This window comes from Streptomyces spiramyceticus (genome assembly GCF_028807635.1).
GTDB lineage: Bacteria > Actinomycetota > Actinomycetes > Streptomycetales > Streptomycetaceae > Streptomyces > Streptomyces spiramyceticus.
The window spans coordinates 2322780-2344188 of sequence record NZ_JARBAX010000001.1; the positions used below are offsets into that span (position 1 = coordinate 2322780).

The 21409-nt window shown below is 69.8% G+C and carries 18 protein-coding genes and 1 other RNA gene; 3 read left to right on the forward strand and 16 right to left on the reverse strand.

Annotated features, from left to right (window positions below; all coding sequences use genetic code 11):
• Positions 1-47: 47 nt before the first annotated feature.
• From PXH83_RS10470 to PXH83_RS10500, 7 genes are all read right to left on the reverse strand, one after another.
• Entirely contained in the window at positions 48-605 is a 558-nt protein-coding gene (locus PXH83_RS10470) for a CGNR zinc finger domain-containing protein (protein WP_274559118.1), read from the reverse strand.
• A 182-nt stretch (positions 606-787) separates the two neighbouring features.
• Positions 788-1936 (reverse strand): uroporphyrinogen-III synthase, encoded by a 1149-nt coding sequence (locus PXH83_RS10475; RefSeq protein WP_274562760.1) that lies wholly within the window; start codon positions 1934-1936, stop codon positions 788-790.
• Positions 1937-2050: 114 nt separating this feature from the next.
• On the reverse strand, positions 2051-3382 hold the full coding sequence (locus PXH83_RS10480; protein WP_274559119.1) for a nitrate/nitrite transporter: 1332 nt from the start codon (positions 3380-3382) through the stop codon (positions 2051-2053).
• Between the two features lie 105 nt (positions 3383-3487).
• Positions 3488-4714, reverse strand: coding sequence for an acyltransferase family protein (locus PXH83_RS10485; protein ID WP_420803144.1), 1227 nt, complete (start codon positions 4712-4714; stop codon positions 3488-3490).
• Positions 4711-6834, reverse strand: coding sequence for a bifunctional polysaccharide deacetylase/glycosyltransferase family 2 protein (locus PXH83_RS10490; protein WP_274559120.1), 2124 nt, complete (start codon positions 6832-6834; stop codon positions 4711-4713). Before PXH83_RS10490 ends, PXH83_RS10485 begins: the two co-directional genes overlap by 4 nt.
• Positions 6835-6912: 78 nt before the next feature.
• On the reverse strand, positions 6913-7788 hold the full coding sequence (locus tag PXH83_RS10495) for a hypothetical protein (RefSeq protein ID WP_274559121.1): 876 nt from the start codon (positions 7786-7788) through the stop codon (positions 6913-6915).
• Positions 7789-8014: 226 nt separating this feature from the next.
• Positions 8015-8980, reverse strand: a complete 966-nt coding sequence (locus PXH83_RS10500) for a LysR family transcriptional regulator (RefSeq protein ID WP_274559122.1) — start codon at positions 8978-8980, stop codon at positions 8015-8017.
• Positions 8981-9063: 83 nt separating this feature from the next.
• Here PXH83_RS10500 and PXH83_RS10505 point away from each other — a divergent pair, with 83 nt between their 5' ends.
• Together PXH83_RS10505 and PXH83_RS10510 are read left to right on the forward strand one after the other, a co-directional pair.
• Positions 9064-10392: an MFS transporter gene (locus PXH83_RS10505; RefSeq protein ID WP_274559123.1), complete on the forward strand. Its 1329-nt coding sequence runs from the start codon at positions 9064-9066 to the stop codon at positions 10390-10392.
• A 21-nt stretch (positions 10393-10413) separates the two neighbouring features.
• Positions 10414-10836 (forward strand): hypothetical protein, encoded by a 423-nt coding sequence (locus tag PXH83_RS10510; protein WP_214922234.1) that lies wholly within the window; start codon positions 10414-10416, stop codon positions 10834-10836.
• A 56-nt stretch (positions 10837-10892) separates the two neighbouring features.
• On the opposite strand, the gene ssrA is transcribed toward PXH83_RS10510, so the two are convergent.
• The 5 genes from ssrA to ftsE all read right to left on the reverse strand — a co-directional run bounded on the left by ssrA (position 10893) and on the right by ftsE (position 14729).
• Positions 10893-11263, reverse strand: a transfer-messenger RNA (tmRNA) gene (ssrA, locus tag PXH83_RS10515).
• A gap of 110 nt (positions 11264-11373) precedes the next feature.
• On the reverse strand, positions 11374-11859 hold the full coding sequence (gene smpB / locus PXH83_RS10520; protein ID WP_214922236.1) for an SsrA-binding protein SmpB: 486 nt from the start codon (positions 11857-11859) through the stop codon (positions 11374-11376).
• An 18-nt stretch (positions 11860-11877) separates the two neighbouring features.
• The gene (locus tag PXH83_RS10525; RefSeq protein WP_274559124.1) at positions 11878-13044 is read right to left on the reverse strand and encodes a S41 family peptidase; all 1167 of its coding nucleotides are present in this window, start codon (positions 13042-13044) and stop codon (positions 11878-11880) included.
• Positions 13045-13112: 68 nt separating this feature from the next.
• Positions 13113-14030 carry a permease-like cell division protein FtsX gene (gene ftsX, locus PXH83_RS10530; RefSeq protein WP_274559125.1) on the reverse strand — a complete coding sequence of 306 codons (918 nt, stop codon included), beginning with the start codon at positions 14028-14030 and terminating at the stop codon, positions 13113-13115.
• A 9-nt stretch (positions 14031-14039) separates the two neighbouring features.
• The gene (ftsE, locus tag PXH83_RS10535) at positions 14040-14729 is read right to left on the reverse strand and encodes a cell division ATP-binding protein FtsE (RefSeq protein ID WP_274559126.1); all 690 of its coding nucleotides are present in this window, start codon (positions 14727-14729) and stop codon (positions 14040-14042) included.
• Positions 14730-14986: 257 nt separating this feature from the next.
• Between ftsE and PXH83_RS10540 the strand changes: the two genes are divergently transcribed.
• On the forward strand, positions 14987-15178 hold the full coding sequence (locus PXH83_RS10540; RefSeq protein ID WP_274559127.1) for a hypothetical protein: 192 nt from the start codon (positions 14987-14989) through the stop codon (positions 15176-15178).
• 398 nt (positions 15179-15576) lie between these two features.
• Here the strand turns inward: PXH83_RS10540 and PXH83_RS10545 are convergent, their stop codons facing one another.
• The 4 genes from PXH83_RS10545 to PXH83_RS10560 form a co-directional block, all read right to left on the reverse strand.
• On the reverse strand, positions 15577-16434 hold the full coding sequence (locus PXH83_RS10545) for an LPXTG cell wall anchor domain-containing protein (RefSeq protein WP_274559128.1): 858 nt from the start codon (positions 16432-16434) through the stop codon (positions 15577-15579).
• Between the two features lie 268 nt (positions 16435-16702).
• Positions 16703-17812 carry a peptide chain release factor 2 gene (gene prfB / locus PXH83_RS10550; protein WP_274559129.1) on the reverse strand — a complete coding sequence of 370 codons (1110 nt, stop codon included), beginning with the start codon at positions 17810-17812 and terminating at the stop codon, positions 16703-16705.
• A 121-nt stretch (positions 17813-17933) separates the two neighbouring features.
• Positions 17934-19202: a serine/threonine-protein kinase gene (locus tag PXH83_RS10555; protein WP_274559130.1), complete on the reverse strand. Its 1269-nt coding sequence runs from the start codon at positions 19200-19202 to the stop codon at positions 17934-17936.
• 137 nt (positions 19203-19339) lie between these two features.
• A complete protein-coding gene (locus tag PXH83_RS10560; RefSeq protein ID WP_274559131.1) occupies positions 19340-20983 on the reverse strand; it encodes a serine/threonine-protein kinase in 1644 nt (547 codons plus the stop codon).
• Positions 20984-21409: the final 426 nt, after the last annotated feature.

Here is a 21409-nt window from a genome sequence, read left to right on the forward strand (position 1 = left end):
GGCCGGATCGACTCAACGCAATCCGAAGAAGTTTTCCGGGCTTTCGTTCAGGCGCGTGACGCGACTGCGCGGCGCCGGTGGCGGGCGACCCTTTCCCGGTTGCCGCACACCTCGCTGGAGCACCAGCGCCTGCGGCGCCCCCGGGACGTATCGAGGTACAGGCGACGGCAGTTGTCGCCCTCGCACTGGCGCAGGCCGGCGCGGGCGGCGGGGTCGGTCAGCAGGTCCACGGCGTCGCGGGCGACGGCGGCGAGCAGCGCCGCGCATCGGGGGGTGTCGCTGAGCGCCCTGACGAGGACGCCGTCCGCCGTACGTACGGCCCTGACGCCGGGCGGAGCGGTGGCGGCCAGGGCGTTGACGTACTCCAGGGCGCGGGGCGCGGGCCGCCCACCGAGCTCTGCGCGCACCAATTCGCCGACGTACTCCCGCACTTCGACGAACCGGCGCACCCACCCGTCGTCGACAGCGTCGAGCGCCACGGTGCAGGGCACGAGCCCGGCGCCCACCAACCACTCCCGGAGCCGATCGGCGTCGTCGAGCTGCTCGGCGGGGTGCACTCCTGTCGCTACCAGATCCAGACAGACGCGTCCGGAGTCGTACCGCATGCGCGTGTCACCGCCTCGGGGTTACCGGTGGGTGTCGTCCCGTCCCCCCAGAGTGCCCGCCAACACGCCGGCCCGGAACCCCTCCCACCGCACGTGCGCCCCCCGGAGGCCTTCCGGGCTCCGCAGTTCGGGAAGGGGCGGGGCGAGGGAAACGGAACGCCCCCCGGTTCATGCCCCCCGGCTCACGCGTCCGCGTACTTCGTGTCTGCCGCCGGGTCCAGTGCCAGGCGGTAGCCGCGTTTGACCACCGTCTGGATGAGGTTGGGGGCGCCCAGGGCCGTGCGCAGGCGGGCCATTGCCGTTTCGACCGCGTGTTCGTCGCGGCCCGAGCCGGGCAGTGCGCGCAAGAGGTCCGCGCGGGAGACGACCCAGCCGGGGCGCCGCGCGAGCGTTCGCAGGAGGGACATTCCGGCGGGCGGCACGGGGCGTACCTCGCCGTCCAGGAGCACGGCGTGGCCGCGGATCTCGACGCTGCGGCCGGCGACCGGCAGCGTACGGGCGCGGCCCGGGAGCTCGCGGCAGATCAGCTGGACGAGCGGGCCGAGCCGGAAGCGGTCGGGCTGGACGGTGTCGATGCCCAGCGCCTGGAGGGGCAGGGCGGTGACCGGCCCTACGCACGCCGCCAGTACGTCGTGGTTCAGCGCGGCCAGCAGCTCCGGGAGCATCCCGCGCTCCTCCGCCCGGGACAGCATCGACGCCGCCGCCGGGGCGCTGGTGAAGCTCACTGCTTCGAGGCCGCGGCCGACCGCAGCGTCGATGAGGCGGTCGAGCGGGGCTATGTCCTCGGGCGGCATCCAGCGGTAGACAGGCACGCCGACGACCTCCGCGCCACCGGCCCGCAGCGCTTCGACGAAGCCGGGGAGTGGTTCGCCGTGCAGCTGGATCGCGATACGGCGGTCCGCGACGCCCTCCGCGAGGAGCCGGTCGAGGACTTCGGCCATGGATTCGGAGGACGGTGACCATTCCTCCGTGAGGCCCGCCGCGCGGATCGCGCCCTTGACCTTCGGGCCGCGGGCGAGGAGTTCGACGCCCTGGAGGCGGGCGAGGAGGTCCTCGCCGAGGCCCCAGCCGTCGGCCGCCTCCACCCACCCCCGGAAGCCGATCGCCGTGGTCGCGATCACGACGTCGGGGGCCCGGTCGATGAGCTGCTTGGTGGTGGCGAGGAGTTCGCTGTCGTCGGCGAGCGGAACGATCCGCAGGGCCGGCGCGTGGAGTACGGAGGCACCGCGCCGCGTCAGCAGCGTGCCCAGTTCGTCGGCACGCCGGGCCGCTGTGACACCGACGGTAAAGCCCTCGAGGGGGCCTTGCTGCTCTGCATGCGTGGGGGACATGTCGTACCCGGCTCTCATACCGCTGTGCTGGTTCATGCGGATGGCCGAGCCTGTCACCAGCACGTGACAGGCTCGGTTCCCGAATATTTCCCCGCCGTTAACGGGGCTGGCGGATCAGACCTCGGCATAGGCGGGCTGCGGCTTTGCCTGCACCGCGACCGGCCGGCGAAGGTATACCGCCCAGGTCAGCGTGAAGCACACAGCGTAGAAGGCGAGGAAGGAGGCGAAGGCCGCCGTGCCCGTCCCGGCGGTGAGGAAGGACTGCCGGAAGGCCAGGTTGATCGCGAGCCCGCCGAGCGCGCCGACCGCACCGATCAGGCCCATCGAGGCCCCGGAGAGCCGCCGCCCGTACGCCGCGGCCGCCTCGCCCGTCATGCCCTTGGCCAGCGCCTTCGCCTGGAAGATCGCGGGGATCATCTTGTACGTCGAACCGTTGCCGAGGCCGGTCAGGACGAAGAGGGCAATGAAGCCGGTCAGGAAGACCGGGAGCGACTCGGACACGGAGGCGTAGACGACGACCCCGGTCGCACCCGCCATCGCGGCGAAGTTCCACAGCGTGATGCGGGCGCCGCCGAAGCGGTCGGCGAGGGAGCCGCCGAGGGGGCGGATCAGGGAGCCGAGGAGCGGGCCGATGAAGGTGAGCGAGGCGGCCTGCAGCGGCGTACGACCGAACTGCGTCTGGAGGACCAGGCCGAAGGCGAAGCTGTAGCCGATGAAGGAGCCGAAGGTCCCGACGTACAGGAAGGACATGATCCAGGTGTGCGGGTCGCGCACGGCGGCCTTCGCCGCCCCTGTGTCGTTGCGTACGGGCGCCAGGTTGTCCATCCACAGCACGGCGCAGACGGCCGCGACGATGATCAGGGGGATGTACGCGGCGAGCAGGATGCGGGGGTGGGTCGCGCCTGCCGTGCCGATGACGAGCAGGCCGACGAGCTGCACCACGGGTACGCCGATGTTGCCGCCGCCCGCGTTGAGGCCCAGCGCCCAGCCCTTCTTACGGAGCGGGAAGAAGGAGTTGATGTTGGTCATGGAGGAGGCGAAGTTTCCGCCACCGACGCCGGTGAGGGCCGCGACCACCATGAAGGTGGTGTAGGAGGTGCCCGGTTCCATGACGGCGTACGCCGCACCCGTCGGCAGGAGCAGCATCAGCGCGCTGAAGACCGTCCAGTTCCGGCCGCCGAAGCGCGCTACGGCGAAGGTGTACGGGACCCGGACGAGGGCCCCGATCAGGGTGGCCGTCGCGATCAGGAAGAACTTCCCGGCCGGATCCACGCCGTACTCCGGGCCCATGAAGAGCACCATGACGGACCACAGGGTCCAGATGGAGAAGCCGATGTGCTCGGAAAATACGGAGAAGAACAGATTGCGCCGGGCAATCCGCTCCCCCGTTTCCTTCCAGAAGGTCTCGTCCTCGGGGTCCCACTGTTCGATCCACCGGCCTGCCATGACGCGCCTCCACGGGTATCGGGTCGTGGAAGCGACGCTAGGTACGGCGGATTTCAGTCCCGTGCCGTGAGGTGACCGGCGCGCAACCTTGCTCTCACCCGGCGGTCAGTGCTTGTGTGAGCGGCTTGACTTCCGGGGTGACCCATTGGGCCACAGGCGGGGCTTGCGCTGGGCTGCGACGTCTTCCAGCCAACCGACAGTGATGATCATCAGGCCGATGAGCGGCCAGACGACGATCAGCATCAGCGTGGTGTACGCGTCCTCGATGTAGCCAGAGTACGTGGGCCAGACGCCCGGGATCTCGAAGAGCAGGTCGATGACGGGGATGGTCGCCATGATCAGCATGTTGTGCCAGAGGTAGATCGTCACCGCCCGGTTGTTCGCCAGCGTGATCACCGTGTCGAAGCCCTTCAGCTTCGGTGGCAGTTCCTTCCAGGACGGCGAGTACTGGAGGAGGATCACACAGAAGCCGAACGACCAGCACGCCTGGGCGAGCGGGATGTCGTTGAGGTCCCAGCCGTCCGCGGTGAGATGGCCGGATGCCCACCACAGGCCGAACGCCATGACCATCGCGGAAACTGACACCGATATGTAGCGCGGGACCTTCTGGAACAGGCCGTCGTTGTGGGCGAAGCCGAGCATCCAGCAGGAGGCGTACACCGCGAAGTCAGTGACGGCGTTGCCGGCCTCGCCGGGGATCGTCACCAGGCCGGTGCCGATGACCGCGGTGACACCGAGCGGCGCGAACAGGGCCACCCACGGGACCCTGCGGAACGCCCACAGCAGCAGCGGCGACGCGATGACGAACCACAGGTAGGCGCGGATGTACCAGAGGGGACCGGCGGCCTGGACCGCCCAGGTGTCCTCCAGGAGGCCCGGCTTGTCACCGCTGTGCCAGGGGTACGGCGGTGCCCCGAGCGGGAAGACGTAGTTGGCGAGCTTGACGAACCACCACAGGCCTTCCTCCTTCAGCGGCTCCCAGCCGAAATAGAACATGATCGGCACGATGGTGAGCGAGAACGCCCACATGGGCGGCAGCAGCCGTCGGACACGGCCACGGATGACGCCCGCCGCCGGCCGCTTCAGGGAGCGCGCCATCAGCGACCCGGCCAGCGCGAACATCACGCCCATGGACGGGAAGAGCACGGTCAGCCAGGCCCAGCCGAAGATGTGGTAGACGACGACGCGGACGAGCGCGACGGCCCGCAGCACGTCGAGATACCGGTCGCGGCCGGGCGGTCCCGCAGTGGGCGCGGCGGACGGACGTGGCCCGGCCTGTGCCCGCGGCATCGGGGCGGTGGCGTCGATCGGGCCGGTGGTACCGAAGGTCATGCGACGGGCCTCTTCTCGTTGCTCCGCTGACGCTGCGCCGGGATGGAGCCGGGCGCCTCGACCACACCGGTGCGGCGCAGCTTCTGCCAGCGCAGCCGGCCACCGGTGAGTGCGGTGATCCAGGACTGGAGCAGCACGACGTACATCAGCTGCCGGTAGAGGATCTGCTGGAGGGGCAGCGAGATCAGGTGGGTCATCTTCTCCCGGTCGAGCCGGAAGGCGTACGCGGCGCAGACCGCCTGTATGGCGAGCACGCCGAGCCAGGCGACGACGGTCTTCTGGGTGGGGCCGAAGACCAGGCCGTACAGCAGGAATACGTCGATGAGCGGCGCCAGCAGCGGGAACAGCACCATGAAGAGGGAGACGAGCGGAAGGCCCACCCGGCCGAAGCGCCCGGAAGGGCCGCGTTCGATGACGGCGCGGCGGTGCTTCCAGATCGCCTGCATGGTGCCGTAGCTCCAGCGGTAGCGCTGGGACCACAGCTGCTGCACGCTCTCCGGTGCCTCGGTCCAGGCGCGGGCCTTCTCCGCGTACACGACGCGCCAGCCGTCGCGGTGCAGCGCCATGGTGACGTCGGTGTCCTCGGCGAGGGTGTCCTCGCTCATGCCGCCGAAGCGGTGCAGCGCGTCGGCGCGGAAGGCGCCGACCGCGCCGGGGATCGTCGGCATGCAGCCCAGCAGGTCGTACATGCGGCGGTCGAGGTTGAAGCCCATCACGTACTCGATGTGCTGCCACGCGCCGATGAGCGAATCGCGGTTGCCGACCTTGGCGTTGCCCGCGACGGCGCCGACGCGCGGGTCGCCGAAGGGCTGGACGAGCTCGCGGACGGTGGCCGGCTCGAAGACCGTGTCGCCGTCCATCATGACGACGATGTCGAAACGGGCGTGCGCGATGCCGTTGTTGAGGGCGGCGGGCTTGCCCGCGTTCTCCTGGCGTACGACGCGTACGTTCGGCAGGCGCATCGCCTCGACGATGTCCGCCGTGCCGTCCGTCGAGCCGTCGTCGATGACGATGACCTCGATGGGGTGCTCGCTGGACATCAGGGAGTGCACCGTATTGGCGATGCACTCGCGTTCGTTGTACGCCGGGACGAGCACCGAGACGGGGCGGGTGACCGGCGGGCCCCAGCTGAACGTCCGCCTGCGCACCTTGCGGGCGTGCAGGACCGACAGCAGCAGCATCAGGCCGAAACGCAGCATGACGAGGACGCCGATGGCGGCGAGGCCGACGACCAGGACGCTGGTGGTCTTCTCGGAGAACGCCACGGCGTAGACCCAGGCCTTGCCCTTCCACAGCTCGGGGCCTGTGACCTCGGTGTGGGCGGAGGGTGCGCCCAGGGCCTCGGTGAGGTTGTTGAACCGGTAGCCGCGCTCCTGCATCGAGGGCAGGAAGCGGTCGAGGGCCGCCACGGTCTGCGAGCGGTCGCCGCCGGAGTCGTGCATCAGCACGATCGAGCCCTCGGTGCCCTTGGGGGTGGCTCTCTTGATGATCGCCTCGACGCCGGGGCGCTTCCAGTCCTCGGAGTCGGTGTTGTTGAACGCCGTGATGTAGCCGCGGCTGCCTATGTACTGCGTGACCGGCCAGGACTTGTTGTCGAGGGCGTCGGAGAACGAGGAGTACGGCGGGCGGAAGAGAGAGGTGCGGATACCGGCCGCGCCCGCGATCGCGAGCTGGTTCTGGGACAGCTCCCAGTCGATGCGGGACTTGGTCTGGAAGGAGAGATCGGGGTGATTGAAGGTGTGCAGCCCGACCTCGTGCCCTTCGTGCACCATCCGCTCGACCAGGTCCGGGTGGCGCGAGGCCATCGTGCCGGTGACGAAGAAGACGCCGTGCGCGTCGTACTGCTTGAGCTTGTCGAGAACCTTCGGCGTCCACAGGGGGTCGGGGCCGTCGTCGAAGGTCAGGACGAGCCTGCGGTCGGGGATGCTCAGTGCCTTGGGGTCCTGCGCGCTACGCGCGTCAATGACCGGGCCGCCCTTGAGGATGCGCTCGGGGACCTGGTCGATGGGGGCCGGGGGGCGGACCCTGTGGTCGGCGAGGATCTCGCTGTGTACGTAGCCGCGCAGCATCAGCATGGCGAGCAGCGCCACCAGGAACAGCGAAGGCAGCAGATAGCGCATGGGTATACGGCGCCGAATGGTGCGTCGCCGTCTGCGGGTGGCGCGAGCGGTGCGCCTGCCGTGGGATGCCATCTCTGACTACGTGCCTTTCGCGGCAAATTCGCTGGTGGTGCCGCCCGAGCCGGCATCCGGGTCGGTGCCGGCACCGGGGTCGGTGCCTGGGTCGTTGCTGCCCGGGTCCGTGGGGTCGGTGCCCGTGCCGGGATCGGTGGCCGGGTCGGTGCCCGGGTCGGCGCCGGGGTCCGTGCCCGTGTCGGGATCGGTGCCGGTGTCCGGGTCGGTGCCGGGGTCGGTCGCCGGGTCCGTGCCCGCGTCGGGGTCCGGGTTCGTGTCGGGGTCGGTGTTGGCGTTCTGAGGCGGGCGGTTGCCGGCCGGGGCGCCGGTGCTCTCGGTGGCCGGTCGACCCGGCTCGGGGGCGACGGGGCGGCTGGTGCTCGACGTGCCGCCGGCCGCGGGCTGCGCGGTGGTGCTTGCCGATCCGGTGGGGGTCGCGCCCGGCGTCTGCCCGGGGGTGGCTCCCGGATCGAGGGGATCGTCGGGGGCGGGGGAGATCTCGACGGTGTCCGGATTCTTCTTGTCGTCGGCGAGACCGGGTATCTGGAGCCAGGGCGCGGTGGAGTTGCCACCGGCCAGGGCGACTATGAGCGTGATGGCGTAACAGGCGCAGGCGGTGGCGAGAACCCAGCCGACGCGGCGGAGCTTCTTGCTCCTGTTGCCGCTCTCGTCGACGAACACCGGCCCGTCGGAGCCCTCCTGGGGCTCCAGGACACCCGGCAGCTCCGACACCGGCCGGCCGAGGCCGTCGAACTGCACCGATTCGTCAAACTGCGCCGCGCGGTCCAACTGCACAGTGCCGTCGAACTGCACAGTGCCGTCAAACTGCGCCGCGCCGTCGAACTGCCCGATGCTGTCGAACTGCCTGGTGCCGTCGACCCGCACAGTGTCGAGCTGCACAGTGACGTCATTGAGATCTTCGGGATACCCGAACCGGGCATCCGCATCCTCTCGCCAATTCTCCACAGTCGTACGCACATCCCCCACACAGAAAGTGATTCGGGTGCGCACTGCGACTACTGGATACCTGCCGTCGGACCGGGCCCCCACCCACCCCGAGCGCCCCCTACCACACCGCACCCAGGCGATGAATGTAGCGCACGCCGATGACAGTAGGGCTGCCGAGTCAGGTGTTGTTGAGCATCAGTGACATATCGGCTTCGGGCAGCCAGCTCCCGGCAGGCATTTTCAGCCACTTGTGGCGCTTCAAGAGCTCATCAGTCACCCTATTTAGGACGTCAAGCCCCTTATGTCTGAGCCCTTTTCGCCACACAAGTGAGATGGGCGACAGCGGCACAGGGTCGACGACCGGCCGCAGTTCCATGCCCGGCACCGCGATGAATTCGGTACTCGCCAGCACCGACCAGCGCCGCTTGCGGACCAGCCGTACGAACTCCTCCGCGCCCTCGATCTCCGGGAACGGCGCCGCCACCTCGATGCCCCGCCCCTCGAAAAGCCTGGCCGCCAGATCGGTCCACTCCGCCGTCGCCGGATTGCCCGCCCCGGCGTAGAGCGTCTCCCCCGCGAGCGCGTCCAGCGGCACCTCGTCCAGTGCGGCCAGCGGATGGTCGTCGGCGAGCAGCACCGCCATGCGCTCGAAGCGCACCGGCCGGTGCTCCAGCTGGTCGAGCACCGCCGGGTCGAGCCCGGCGACCCGGCCCGACGAGACATCGAGCCTGCCGCCGACGATCGAGGCCGCGGCGCCCGTGAGCCCGCTGTGGAAGCGCCCGACGAACTCGATGTCGGGCGCGGCGGCCCGGGCCGCCTCCAGCACCCGGTAGCCGGTGCCGACCGGCGCCCCGACGTCCACCAGCAGCGGCCGCTCCTCGTGCGTCCATGCCGCGCCCAGTTCGTCGTACGCCGCCAGTACTCGTCGCGCGTACGGCAGGAGCCGCTCACCGTCCGCCGTCAGCGACACGCTGCGGGTGGACCGTACGAACAGCTCGGAGCCCAACTCCCGCTCCAGCCGTCGGATGTCACGGCTGAGCGCCTGCTGGGCCGTGAAGAGCCGGGCGGCGGCGCGGGTGAAGTGAAGGTCCTCGGCCACGGCCTCGAAGGCGCGCAGCAGCCGGGGTTCTATGTCATGGGGCACGCCGTGAACCTACAACGCATGTGCGTGAATCGGCGCCCAGAAGGTGTTGGACCGCAGGTGGGACCCGCCCCGAGGGTTGATCCATGCCCCCATACGAAGCCCCCTCCCCCATGCTGGCCGTTTCCGGCGACGTACTGATCGCCATGGACCGGCACCCTCCCCGGCAACGCCCCCCGCGCGAGCCGAAACGCCTCAGACCCGGGCGCCTCTCCCCGTACCGCCGCCTCTTCGCCACGCCCGGTGCCCGCGCCTTCACCGCGGGCAGCCTCGTCGCCCGCATCCCCATGGGCATGTTCAGCGTGAGCGCCGTCATGATGATCGCCGGATCGCGCGGTTCGTACGCCCTCGCAGGCGCCGTCACCGCGACCGGCCTCGCCGCCACGGCCCTGGTGGGACCCTGGACGGCCAGGCTCGTCGACCGCCACGGCCAGGCCCGTGTCGCGGTGCCCGCCGCCGCCGTCGCCGTACTCGGATCGCTGGCCCTGCTGCTGTGCGTGCATTACGACGCCCCGGCCTGGACACTCTTCGCCGCGTACGCCGCCACCGCCACCACCCCCAACACGGGCGGCATGTCCCGCGCCCGCTGGTCCCATATCCACCAGGGCGACCGAGCGGCCCGGCACACCGCCAACTCCTTCGAACAGGCCGCCGATGAGCTGTGCTTCATGCTCGGCCCGGTGGCCGCCGCCTTCCTCTGCTCGGCGCTCTTCCCCGAGGCCGGCACGCTGACCGGCGCGGTCCTCCTGATGACCGGCACGCTGATCTTCGCCGCCCAGCGCGGTACGGAACCACCCGTCTCCCCCCACTCCAGGGGCGTCCGCTCGCCCCTCCACCTGCCCGGCATACGCGCCCTGCTGACCGTCTTCCTCGCCACCGGCGCGGTCTTCGGCTCCATGGAGGTCGTCACCCTCGCCTACGCCGACGACCGGGGCCACGGCGCGGCGGCGGGCGCGGTGCTCGCTCTCCAGGCGGCGGGGTCGTGCGTCGCGGGCCTGCTGTACGGGTCCGCGCGCCCGGCGGCCGACGTGGGGCGCCGGCTGCTCGCCTGCGTATCGGCGATGACCGTCCTGATGTCGCTGCCGCTGCTGGCGGCCTTCACCGGCTCGCTGGCCGCTGTCGCCGCCGCCCTGCTGCTGGCGGGCGCCGCCACGGCCCCGACGTTGGTCACCGGCATGGCGCTGATCCAACACGTCGTCCCGCAGGCCCAGTTGAACGAGGGCATGACGCTGGCCGTCGCCGCACTGCTGGGCGGAGTCGCGGCCGGCGCGGCGAGCGGCGGCTGGATCGTGGAGCACGCGGGCGCCGCGTCGGGCTACTTGGCCCCGGTGGCAGCCGCAGGCCTCGCCCTGCTGCTCTGCGCTACGCTGCACCGCCCCTGGAAGCGGGGGCGCACATTCCGCTCATTGTGTTGATTCCGTTCAGGGGAGGGCCTCATGGCCGTAAAGAAGTCGACGATCCAGCAACAGGTCGCCGCGGCCATCGCGCAGGCCAATCCGGCCGACCGTCCGATCGTCACCATCCAGGCCATCGCAGGTCCGAGCCCGTGGCTGATGAGCATGCTGGGCCTGATCGGCCAGGCATTTCTCACCTACTACTTCGTCACCGCGACCGAGCAGGCCGTGGTCATCCACAAGGCGAGCCGGTGGAGCAACCGCCCGCAGGAGATCGTCTACGCGCTGCCCCCGGCCGAGGCGGGCCGCCTGGTCAGCGGCATACAGCGCAACACCGTCTGGAGCGTCTTCCAGCTCCAGCTGCCGAACGAGCCGAAGCCGACCCGGATGAACGTCCACCGCATATGGCGCGGCGAGATGGACCAGCTGCTCACCCTGCTGACCGGCGTACAGCCCGCGGTCTGAGACATGACTGAGGCCCCGCTGTCCTGGGACGGCGGGGCCTCGGCCTCACATGGGAATTGTGGAGATGGCGGGAATCGAACCCGCGTCCAACGGTGCAGAACCAGGGCTTCTCCGAGTGCAGTCCGCTACGTTTTTCTCGGCCCCGGAGATCACACGGACAAGTCTCCGACGGGCTCAGTCACTGTTTGATTTCCCACCCGATCCCGTGACCGGACCGAGTGGTTTAGTTCCCTTGATGATGCCAGGATCCGGGTCGGGAACACCCCCGGGCTGACACTTCGCTAAGTCGCTACTTAGGCAGCGAGGGCGAAGGAATCGCGCTTGGAATCGGCGATTATTGGTTGCGACATATGGTTAACGAGATCATTGCCGCTTCCTCGACTCGCTTCCCCTGCCTCGACATCCGCTGTCGAAACCGATCATCCCCATGTTTATTTTTCAAGGTCGCACCCCACCAGCGGTGGAGTGCAGTCCCCATCGTACGTGACCAACGCACGACGGTGCCAGCGTATTCCTGCCGGGCCCGGCGGCCTGTCCTCAGACCTGCCCGCGTTCCCTGCGCTTCACGGCCGAGATGGCACGGTTCGTCTCCCGCAGATCCTGCTTCTCGCGGAGCGTCTGCCGCTTGTCGTACTCCTTCTTGCCCTTGGCCAGCGCGATCTCGATCTTGGCCCGGCCGTCCTTGAAGTACATCGCGAGCGGCACGATCGTGTGACCCGTCTCCTGGGTCTTGCTCGCCAGCTTGTCGATCTCCGCCCGATTCAGCAGGAGCTTGCGCTTGCGGCGCGCGGAGTGGTTGGTCCACGTCCCCTGGGTGTACTCGGGTACGTGGATGTTGTGCAGCCACGCCTCGCCCCCGTCGAGCTGTACGAAGCCGTCCACCAGCGAGGCGCGTCCCTGGCGCAGGGACTTCACCTCGGTGCCGGTCAGGACCATCCCGGCCTCGTAGGTGTCGATGATGAGGTAGTCGTGCCGCGCCTTCTTGTTCTGCGCGATCATCTTGCGCCCTTTTTCCTTAGCCATAGTGCGTTCATTTTCGCACTACGACCCTCCCCCGAGGCCACTCAATACTGTCCGGGCCCGTTCCTCGGCCCGCTCGCTCACCGCGAGGTCCGGGCTGATGCCCCTGCCGTCGACATTTCGCCCCGCGGGAGTGCGGTAATGGCCGACAGTCAGCTCGGCAACAGAACCGTCGGGAAGAACGCTCGGCATCTGGACCGAGCCCTTGCCGAAGGTCCGCGCACCCACAGTGACCGCACGGCCACGGTCCTGGAGCGCGCCGGTGACAAGCTCGGCCGCGCTCATCGTGCCTCCGTCGACCAGCGCCACCACGGGCCTCTCGGTGTCGCCGCCCGGCTCGGCATACAGGGCGCGCTGCGAGCCGTGCACGTCGTACGTCGCCACCAGGCCGCCGTCGAGGAAGGCGGAAGCGGCGGTGACCGCCTCGGTCACCAGGCCGCCCCCGTTGCCGCGCAGATCCAGCAGGACGCCGTGATCCTTGGGTACGGCCCGTACCGCGTCGCGCACCTGCTCGCCGGAGCCCTTGGTGAAGGACGCCACCTTGATCAGCGTCGCACCGTCCGCATGCCGCTGGACCGTGACGGCCTCGGTGGCGAGGCGGGCGCGGCGCAGCGTCTCGTGCCACTCCCGCCCGGCGCGCTCCAGGCCGAGTACGACGGATGTGCCGGCCTGCGCCGTGCCGTCGCCGCGCAGCAGCGCGACGACCTCGGTGACGGGGCGCTTCTCGACGCGGCGGCCGTCGATCGTACGGAGCCGGTCGCCCGCCCTGACGCCTTCGAGCTCGGCGGGGCCGCCGGGCTGGACCCTGGCCACCTCGATGCGTCCGTCGCGGGTGCGCTTGGCCCACAGCCCGACGCCGGTGTACTCGCCGTCGAGTGCCTGCTGGAACTCCTCGTACTCGCCCTGGTCGTACACCGCCCCCCACCGGTCATCGCTGCGGCTGACGACCTCCTCGGCTGCCTCCTTGCCCGACTTGCCGTCGGCCATCGCCTCGACCGCGGCGGCGGTGACTTCGTCGCGGTGGGCGGTGACGGCGACCGAACTGGCCGAGAGGGAAGGCGTTTTCTCGTCGTCGAGCTGCCAGCAGTCGGTGGCGGCGGCGGTGACGAGGACGGTCGCGAAGACCAATGTCAGGGCCGCCCCGCGGCGTACACCGCGGGACTGAAGGCTGAGTTCCGAGCCCAACATGGCGCTGAGTCTAGGACAAACAAAGGGCGCCGTACGGTTGGTTGACCGCACGGCGCCCAGGGCTCATGTCACACCTTGAGGTACTTGCGCAGCGCCACGAAGGCGGCGAGCGCGGGCATCAGCAGGCCGATCGCGATCACGAGCGGCAGCTTCGCGAGCACCGCGTCCCAGCCGATGAAGTTGACGAGGTTCAGCTTCTCGGACAGCGCCAGGCCGTGGTCGATCAGGAAATACCGGCCGACGAGCAGCATGACGCAGGCGAATCCGCCGCCGATCAGGCCCGCGAACGCGGCCTCCATGATGAACGGCATCTGGATGTAGAAGCTGGACGCACCGACGAGTCGCATGATGCCCGTCTCACGGCGCCGGCTGAACGCGGACACCCGCACGGTGTTGACGATCAGCATCAGTGCGATGACGAGCATCAGGGCCATCACGCAGAGCGCGGCCACGTTCATGCCGTTCATCAGGTTGAAGAGGTTGTCGAGGATGCCGCGTTGGTCCTGGACGGACTGCACGCCGTCCCGGCCCGCGAACGCGGTCGCGACCACCTTGTACTTCTCCGGGTCGTCGAGCTTGACGCGGAACGACTCCTGCATCTGGTCCGGGGTGATGGTGTCGGCCATCGAGGAGTCCCCGAACTGCTCCTTGTAGTGCTTGAACGCCTGGTCGGCGGACTCGTACTCGACGCTCTTGACGATGTCCATCTTGTCGAGGTCGGCCTCGATCTGCTTCTTCTGCTCCGCGGTGACCGCTCCCTTGGAGCACTTGGCAATGGTCTCCGCGTCGTTCTTGTTGCAGAAGAAGATCGAGACGTTGACCTTGTCGTACCAGTAGCCCTTCATCGTGCTCACCTGCTCGCGCATGAGCAGCGCGCCTCCGAAGAGGGCGAGTGAGAGAGCGACGGAGATGACCACCGCGAAGGTCATGGTGAGATTCCGGCGGAGACCGACGCCGATCTCCGACAGGACGAACTGGGCGCGCATGGCGTCCTTTCAGTGCTGGTAGCCGTAGACGCCGCGAGACTGGTCGCGCACGAGGCGGCCCTTCTCGAGTTCGATGACGCGCTTGCGCATCTGGTCGACGATCTGCTGGTCGTGGGTCGCCATCACCACAGTGGTGCCTGTGCGGTTGATGCGGTCCAGCAGCTTCATGATGCCTACGGAGGTCTGCGGGTCGAGATTTCCCGTCGGCTCGTCGGCGATCAGCAGCATCGGGCGGTTGACGAACGCCCTCGCGATCGCCACCCGCTGCTGCTCACCACCCGAGAGCTGGCCGGGCATCCGGTCCTCTTTGCCGCCGAGACCGACGAGATCGAGAACCTGGGGTACGGACTTGCGGATCTCTCCGCGCGACTTGCCGATGACTTCCTGCGCGAACGCGACGTTTTCCCCAACGGTCTTGTTGGGAAGAAGGCGGAAGTCCTGGAAGACGGTGCCGAGCTGGCGCCGCATCTGCGGCACCTTCCAGTTGGACAGGCGCGCGAGGTCCTTGCCGAGGACGTGCACCATGCCGTGGCTGGCGCGCTCCTCACGCAGCAGCAGCCGCAGGAAGGTTGACTTGCCGGAGCCGGAAGAGCCCACGAGGAAGACGAACTCGCCCTTCTCGACCTCCAGGGAGACATCCCTGAGGGCGGGGCGGTTCTGCTTCGGGTAGGTCTTGGAGACGTTGTCGAATCGGATCACGGGTGCACCACGGTCGCCGGGAGTAGGTGTGCGTGACCATACGCGACGTGGGCAGGCGTCCGCAGTCCGCGTCCTGAGATGGGCGATTTATCACGGATCGGCGACCGGACTTGCACGTAACAGAACGGTCGTAACCCGGCGGGCCGCGCCGTGACGCGTGGGAGCTGGCACAGTGGAAGGGGGAACAGTCGCGTTTCCCTGAGCGTTGGGCGGAGAATAAGAGGTTGCGGCTCCGCCGCGCGGGAGGAGGAAAGCGCATGACCTATGACCGACTGGTGTGCGCGAACTGCGCGGCCCCGGTGGCCGAGGGCCGTTGCCGTGTCTGCCGCGCCCACAGGGAGCGGCTCCAGCAGGAGGGCCCGCTGGGCGGGCTGAGTCCTGTGGTGCTGGTGGTACTCGTGGCGCTGCTGGTGGCCGCGGTGGCCCTGCTGGCGCACCAGACCGCGTAGCACGAGCAAGCACGGCGTACGGGCAAGCACGGCGTACTCGCGAGTACGGCCGCGCGGTACGACGGATTCCGCTGCCCGCGACCCGCCAGGGCGTGTCCGGCGGATCAGGCCGGCTTCAGGGTGCGGCGCCTTCTTGGCGCTGGTGAGCGGGGCCTGGTGCGTGCAGCTGCAAGGCGGAGGAGGGAGGCGACGCGATGGGGGTTCCCCCTGTTCGAGCGCAGTCGAGAACTCGGGGGAGTCGCCGACCGACAACAACGCCGCAGATGTGCGTGCCATGCCCCGCGGCCCAGGCATGATCCGCCGGACACGCCCTAGCCCCCTCTGAGGGCCTGTCAGGGCAAAGGGAAGGGCCCGGGGCGCTCAGCGCGCTCCGGGCCCTTCTCGTACGCCTAGCTGGATCAGACGGCGGCGCGGCCGCCTGCGAGGCGGGGCAGCATGCGGAAGCCGATGCCACCAGCGATCATCGTCGCGGCGCCGACCAGCAGGAACGTGGTCTCGGCGGCGCCCGTCTCGGCGAGCTCCTCCTTGGCCTTGCCCTGCTCTACCGGCTTGGAGCCGGCACTGTCGGTGTCGGTGTTGTCCTCGCACTCGGCGCCGTCGAGGTCGACGGTGCAGGTGCCGGTGTCACCGTCGGTGCCGCCGTCGGAGCCACCGGTCTCGGAGCCACCGTTGCCGTTGCCACCGTTGTCGGTGCCGCCGTTGCCACCGTTGCCGTTGCCACCGTTGTTGCCGTTGCCACCATTGTTGGTGCCACCGTTGTCGTCGCCCGGGTCGGTCGGGTCAGTCGGGTCGACCGGGTCCGTGGGATCCGTCGGGTCGACCGGGTCCGTCGGGTCGGTCGGGTCGACCGGATCCGTCGGGTCGGTCGGGTCAACGGGGTCCGTGGGGTCGGTCGGGTCGACCGGGTCCGTCGGGTCCGTGGGGTCGACCGGGTCCGTCGGGTCGACCGGGTCCGTCGGGTCCGTGGGGTCGAGCGGGTCGAGCGGGTCCGTCGGGTCGGCGGGGTCCGCCGGGTCGGCCGGGTCCGCAGGGTCGGCCGGGTCGGCCGGGTCCGCGGGATCGGCCGGGTCCGCCGGGTCGGCGGCTACGGCGATGTCGAGGCCCTCCTGGTCGACCTCGGCCTTGGCGCTGAGGCCGGCCACGTCGACACCGATACCGACGGCCGAGGCGGCGCCCGCGGCGGTCAGCGAAGCACCGGCGGCAATCACCGCACCGGCTGCTATACGCGCAACGCGGATCCGCGTCTTCTTGGTCATCTGCTTGCTACCCCCAGTAGCTGAATTCGTCAGTGGAGCAGCGCAAGGGGCGGAAGCGGCTGGGGATTTGAACACTCCCCCCGATCACACGCGCCCCAGGGATACGCATGCCGCGCGTCAGCTTTCCCAGTTTTAAAGGGAACGTCAAGGTCGTTGCGTACGCGATGTCCGAAATGACGTCAGTTGACCGTCGTACGGGAATGCGACTGTGACACAAAAGGCAACTGCCGCCTCAAGGGCGGCAGTTACTGTGTCGACAAAGCGAGTTTTACTTCGCCTGCTGCTTGCGCCAGCGAATTCCGGCTTCCAGGAAGCCGTCGATCTCACCGTCGAGAACAGCCTGCGGGTTGCCGACCTCGAAGTCCGTCCGCAGGTCCTTGACCATCTGGTACGGGTGCAGGACGTACGAACGCATCTGGTTGCCCCAGGAGTTGCCGCCGTCGCTCTTGCCGAGGGAGTCCATGAGCGCCTGTTCCTCCTGGCGGCGGCGCTCAAGGAGCTTCGCCTGGAGGACGTTCATGGCGCTCGCCTTGTTCTGGATCTGGGAGCGCTCGTTCTGGCAGGAGACGACGATGCCGGTCGGAACGTGCGTCAGACGGACTGCGGAGTCAGTCGTGTTGACGCCCTGGCCGCCGGGACCCGAAGCGCGGTAGACGTCCACGCGCAGCTCGGACTCGTCGATCTCGATGTGGTCGGTCTGCTCGACGACCGGCAGCACCTCGACGCCCGCGAAGGACGTCTGGCGGCGGCCCTGGTTGTCGAAGGGCGAGATGCGGACCAGGCGGTGCGTGCCCTGCTCCACGGAGAGCGTTCCGTAGGCGTACGGCGCCTTGACGACGAAGGTGGTCGACTTGATGCCGGCCTCTTCCGCGTACGACGTCTCGTAGACCTCGGTGGAGTAGCCGTGGCGCTCGGCCCAGCGGAGGTACATGCGCTGGAGGCGCTCGGCGAAGTCGGAGGCGTCGACGCCGCCGGCCTCGGCGCGGATGTTGACCAGCGCCTCGCGCTCGTCGTACTCGCCGGACAGGAGCGTCCGTACTTCCATCTCGTCCAGTGCCTTGCGGACCGCGAGAAGCTCGGCCTCGGCCTCCACGAGGGTGTCGGCGTCGTCCTCGGCCTCGGCGAGCTCGAAGAGCACAGAGAGGTCGTCTATCCGGCTCCGGAGGGCTTCCGTCTTGCGGAGCTCGGCCTGGAGGTGGGACAGCTTGCTCGTGATCTTCTGCGCGGCCTCGGGGTCGTCCCACAGGGACGGGGCCGCGGCCTGCTCCTCGAGCACGGCGATATCGGCCCTCATACTGTCGAGGTCCAGGACGGCCTCGATCGACCCCATGGTCGAGGAGAGGGACTTGAGCTCTTCGGAAACATCGACGACTGCCACGGGTCCAGCGTAACGGCACGGCGGCCAAGCGTTCCCCTTCGGCCGGTACTGCGCCTCCCTCCGCCCCACTCCGCCCTTGTCCTGCGGGCTACGGCCCTGCTGCGGCTTGGGCTACGGCGGGCTATGGCTGGGCCGGGGACGACTGCCGCGTGTCCTGGGGGACGGTTTCCGGGGTGTCGTCCGTCACGGCCAGCCAGCCGCCGACGCCCAGAGCGGCGGTGATCACGACCGCCGCCCCGCCGAGCAGGATGCGGCGCCTACGCACCGTGTCCGACTTGTGGCGGGCCGAACCGGGACGGCGCTGGCCCGCCGCACGGGGGACGCGGGCCGTGCCCCGTGCGCCGCCGGCCAGCTCGTCGGGGGCCGGGACGCGCATGCTCGTGTGGGTGTCGCGGCTGGAGTCGAGGGCCGAGCCGGGCACGAGCGGGACGGCGCCGCGGCGGCGCGGTTCGTCGGGTCCTGCCGGCCGCTGGGAGGGGTCGTCGTACGCCGCGCCTGCCGGGTTTGCTGCGTATCCGTCCCCCTCCGCCTCCGAGTCCGGCTCATCCACGTCCAGCGGCGGCATTCCGGCGAGAAGGGGCAGCTGGTCGCGGAGGCGGGCGGAGAGCTCGGAGGCGCGCAGCCGGGACGCCGGAGCCTTCGCCAGGCACTGGACGATGAGCTGCCAGAGCTCTTCCGGGATGCCGGGGAGGGGGACGACTGTCTCGGTGACGTGGCGGCGCAGTACGGCGCCAGGGTGGCCGCCGCCGAAGGGAGTGAAGCCCGCCAGGAGTTCGTACAGGACGGTGGCCAGCGCGTAGATGTCGACGGCAGCACGGGGCGGCAGGCCCTCGACGATCTCGGGGGCGAGGTAGTCCGGCGTACCGATGATCTTTGTCGCGCGGGTGCGGCGCGGGGTGTCGATCAGCTTGGCCACGCCGAAGTCCGTCAGCAGCGCGGGGTGCGCGCCGCCGGGGCCGAGGGGGCCCTCCATGTCCAGGAGGATGTTCTCCGGCTTCACGTCGCGGTGGACGACGCCTGCCGCATGTGCGGCGGCGAGGCCGTCGGCGACGTCGGCGGCGATCGCGACGGCCGCCTCGGGCGCCAGGCGGCGCTCGCGGTCGAGCCGGGTGCGCAGGTCGGTGCCGCGTACGAGGTCCATGACCAGCGCGAGGTCGTTGCCGTCGACGACGAGGTCACTGACGGAGACGACCCGGGGGTGGTCCAGTCCGAGCAGCGCGGTGCGCTCCTGGACGAAGCGCCCGACGAGCTCCTGGTCGGACGCGAGGTCCTCACGCAGCAGCTTGATGGCGACGGGGCCCTCGGGTCCGTCACCCAGCCACACCGTGCCGGCACTGCCCCGTCCCAGGATCTGGTGGGCGGTGTACCGGCTGCCGATCTTCCGTGCCAAGACTGCTCCCTCAGCGGCGAGACGCCCTCTGACGATCGCCCTGAGGTTACGCGGGCGCCGGGGCGTCGCGTGCCCCGTATGGCGCCAATCCTTGACTTCTGGGGGCGAAATCCACCCCCAGAAGTCGACAAATCAACTCAGCCGGCAGTTCCGGTTCCCGGTCCGCCGAGTTCGCTCAGAAACTTCTCGACCTTGTCGTAGACGTCGCCGATCTGGGCGAAGAAGCCCTTCGTCGTACCGATCCACTCCTGGAGCGGGGACAGCTCCCAGATCAGCCAGGACGCCACGAACAGCAGGAGGAACGTGAACAGGCAGCCCTTCAGGCAGCCGAGGCCCGGGATCCGCATCGGGTTGGCGCTGCGACGGCGCGGCTCGCGGGGCTCGCGCGGCGGGCGCGGGGCCAGCTGAGCGGGCTGCTGCGGCGGCGCGTACCGCTGCTGCGGGGCCGGAGCCTGGGGCTGCTGGTACTGCGGCGGGGGCGGCGGGGCGTACCGCTGCGGAGGCTGCGGACGCTGTTGCTGCTGATGCTGCGGGGGGCGCTGCTGCTGTTGCGGCTGCTGATGCTGCTGCGGCTGGCGCTGGGGGCGGCGGCGCAGCGGGTCCTGGCTCGGGTCGAGGTACTGGACCTGGGTCTGCTCGTTGCGGTCGCGGGCCGCGCGCAGCTGGCTCTGCCAGGGGTGCGGGTCCTCGGGGCCGGGGGCGCCCTGCGGTACCGGCGGCATGACTGCGGTCGGGTCGGCGGCACCCCCCTGGTGCGCGCCGGCCGACGGCATGACGCTGGTCGCGGCACTCGGGTCGTACGAGCCCGCGTTGCTCGGCAGCACCTGGGTCGGGTCGGCGGCACCCGGGGCGCCCGGGACCGGTGCGGGCGCCGGGTCGGGCGCGAGCAAAGCGCCGACGCCCATGGCCGCCTCGACCTGGGCGGCGGACGAGTGCACGCCGACGCCGGCCGAGACGGTGCGCAGGGCGCGGGCGAGGTTCTCGGCGCTGGGCCGCTCGTCCGGTTCCTTGCGCAGGCAGCGCTCTATGACCGTCCAGAGCGGCTCGGGGACGGTGGTGGGGCGGCGGGGCTCCTCGCTGAGGTGACGGTGGAGCACCTCCAGCGCCGTACCGCCCGCGAACGGGGGACGCCCGGTGACCAGCTCGTACAGCAGGATGCCCGCGCCGTAGATGTCGACGGCGGAGGTCTGCGGGCGCCCCTCGGCGGACTCCGGGGCGACGTAGGCCGGCGTACCGACGAACTCGTGCGTACGGGTGAGGCCCGGGGAGTCCGCGAGGCGCGCGATGCCGAAGTCGGTGAGCATCGGGTGCATCTGGCCGTCGCGCTCGTCGAGCAGGACGTTCGCGGGCTTGAGGTCGCGGTGGACCACGCCGTCGGCGTGGCTGGCGGCGAGCGCGTCCGCGATCTGCGCGGTGAGGAGGGAGGCGGCGACCGGCGAGAACGGACCGTTGTCGCGGAGATAGCGGTGCAGGTCCGGGCCGTCGATCAGGTCCATCACAAGGGCGAGCAGGTCGCCCTCGACGACCAGGTCGCGGGTCCGCACGATGTTGGGGTGCGTCAGACGCAGCAGTACGGAGCGTTCGCGCAGGAAGCGCATCACCACGTCCGCGTCGTTCGCGAGCTCCTCCTTGAGGACCTTGATCGCGACGGTCTCGCCGGGCTGGCCGGCCACGGCCGCCTCGGCGCCTGCGGTCTCGCGCTGGCGGGCTCGCCAGACGGTGCCCGTGGCGCCGCGCCCGAGCGGCTCCTCGAGCAGGTATTTGCTGCCTACCGGCCGCACGTCATGCGCTCCCTGCTGCTCGTGGTGTACGCCGTTTCATTGCGTTTCTGCTGCGTTCTACGGCGTTCTACGTCGTCCCGGGCGCTCGGGCCCGCATTCCGACCCACTGTAATGCCGCCCGAGTGCCACTGAACGGGGCACAGGCGGGTCGTGTTCGAGGGAAGACGCACGCATCGCATGGATGGTTGCCGAACATGCGTTCCGCACGTGTCGGCGGCGATGTCACCCTGCGATCCCAACCTGGCACTTTTACGTCCACAGCCGACCAATCAAGATCACTTGGCGGTGGGCGCCGGGCGTGTTGTCAGTGGCAGGTGCGAGGATGCCTGCAGCACGGGACTGTGGAGTCGGGAGCTTCGCGTCACGTGCCGACCTGTACCGGACGACGCGTCCGTGCCGGGTGGGGGGAATCACAGGACGGCTCCC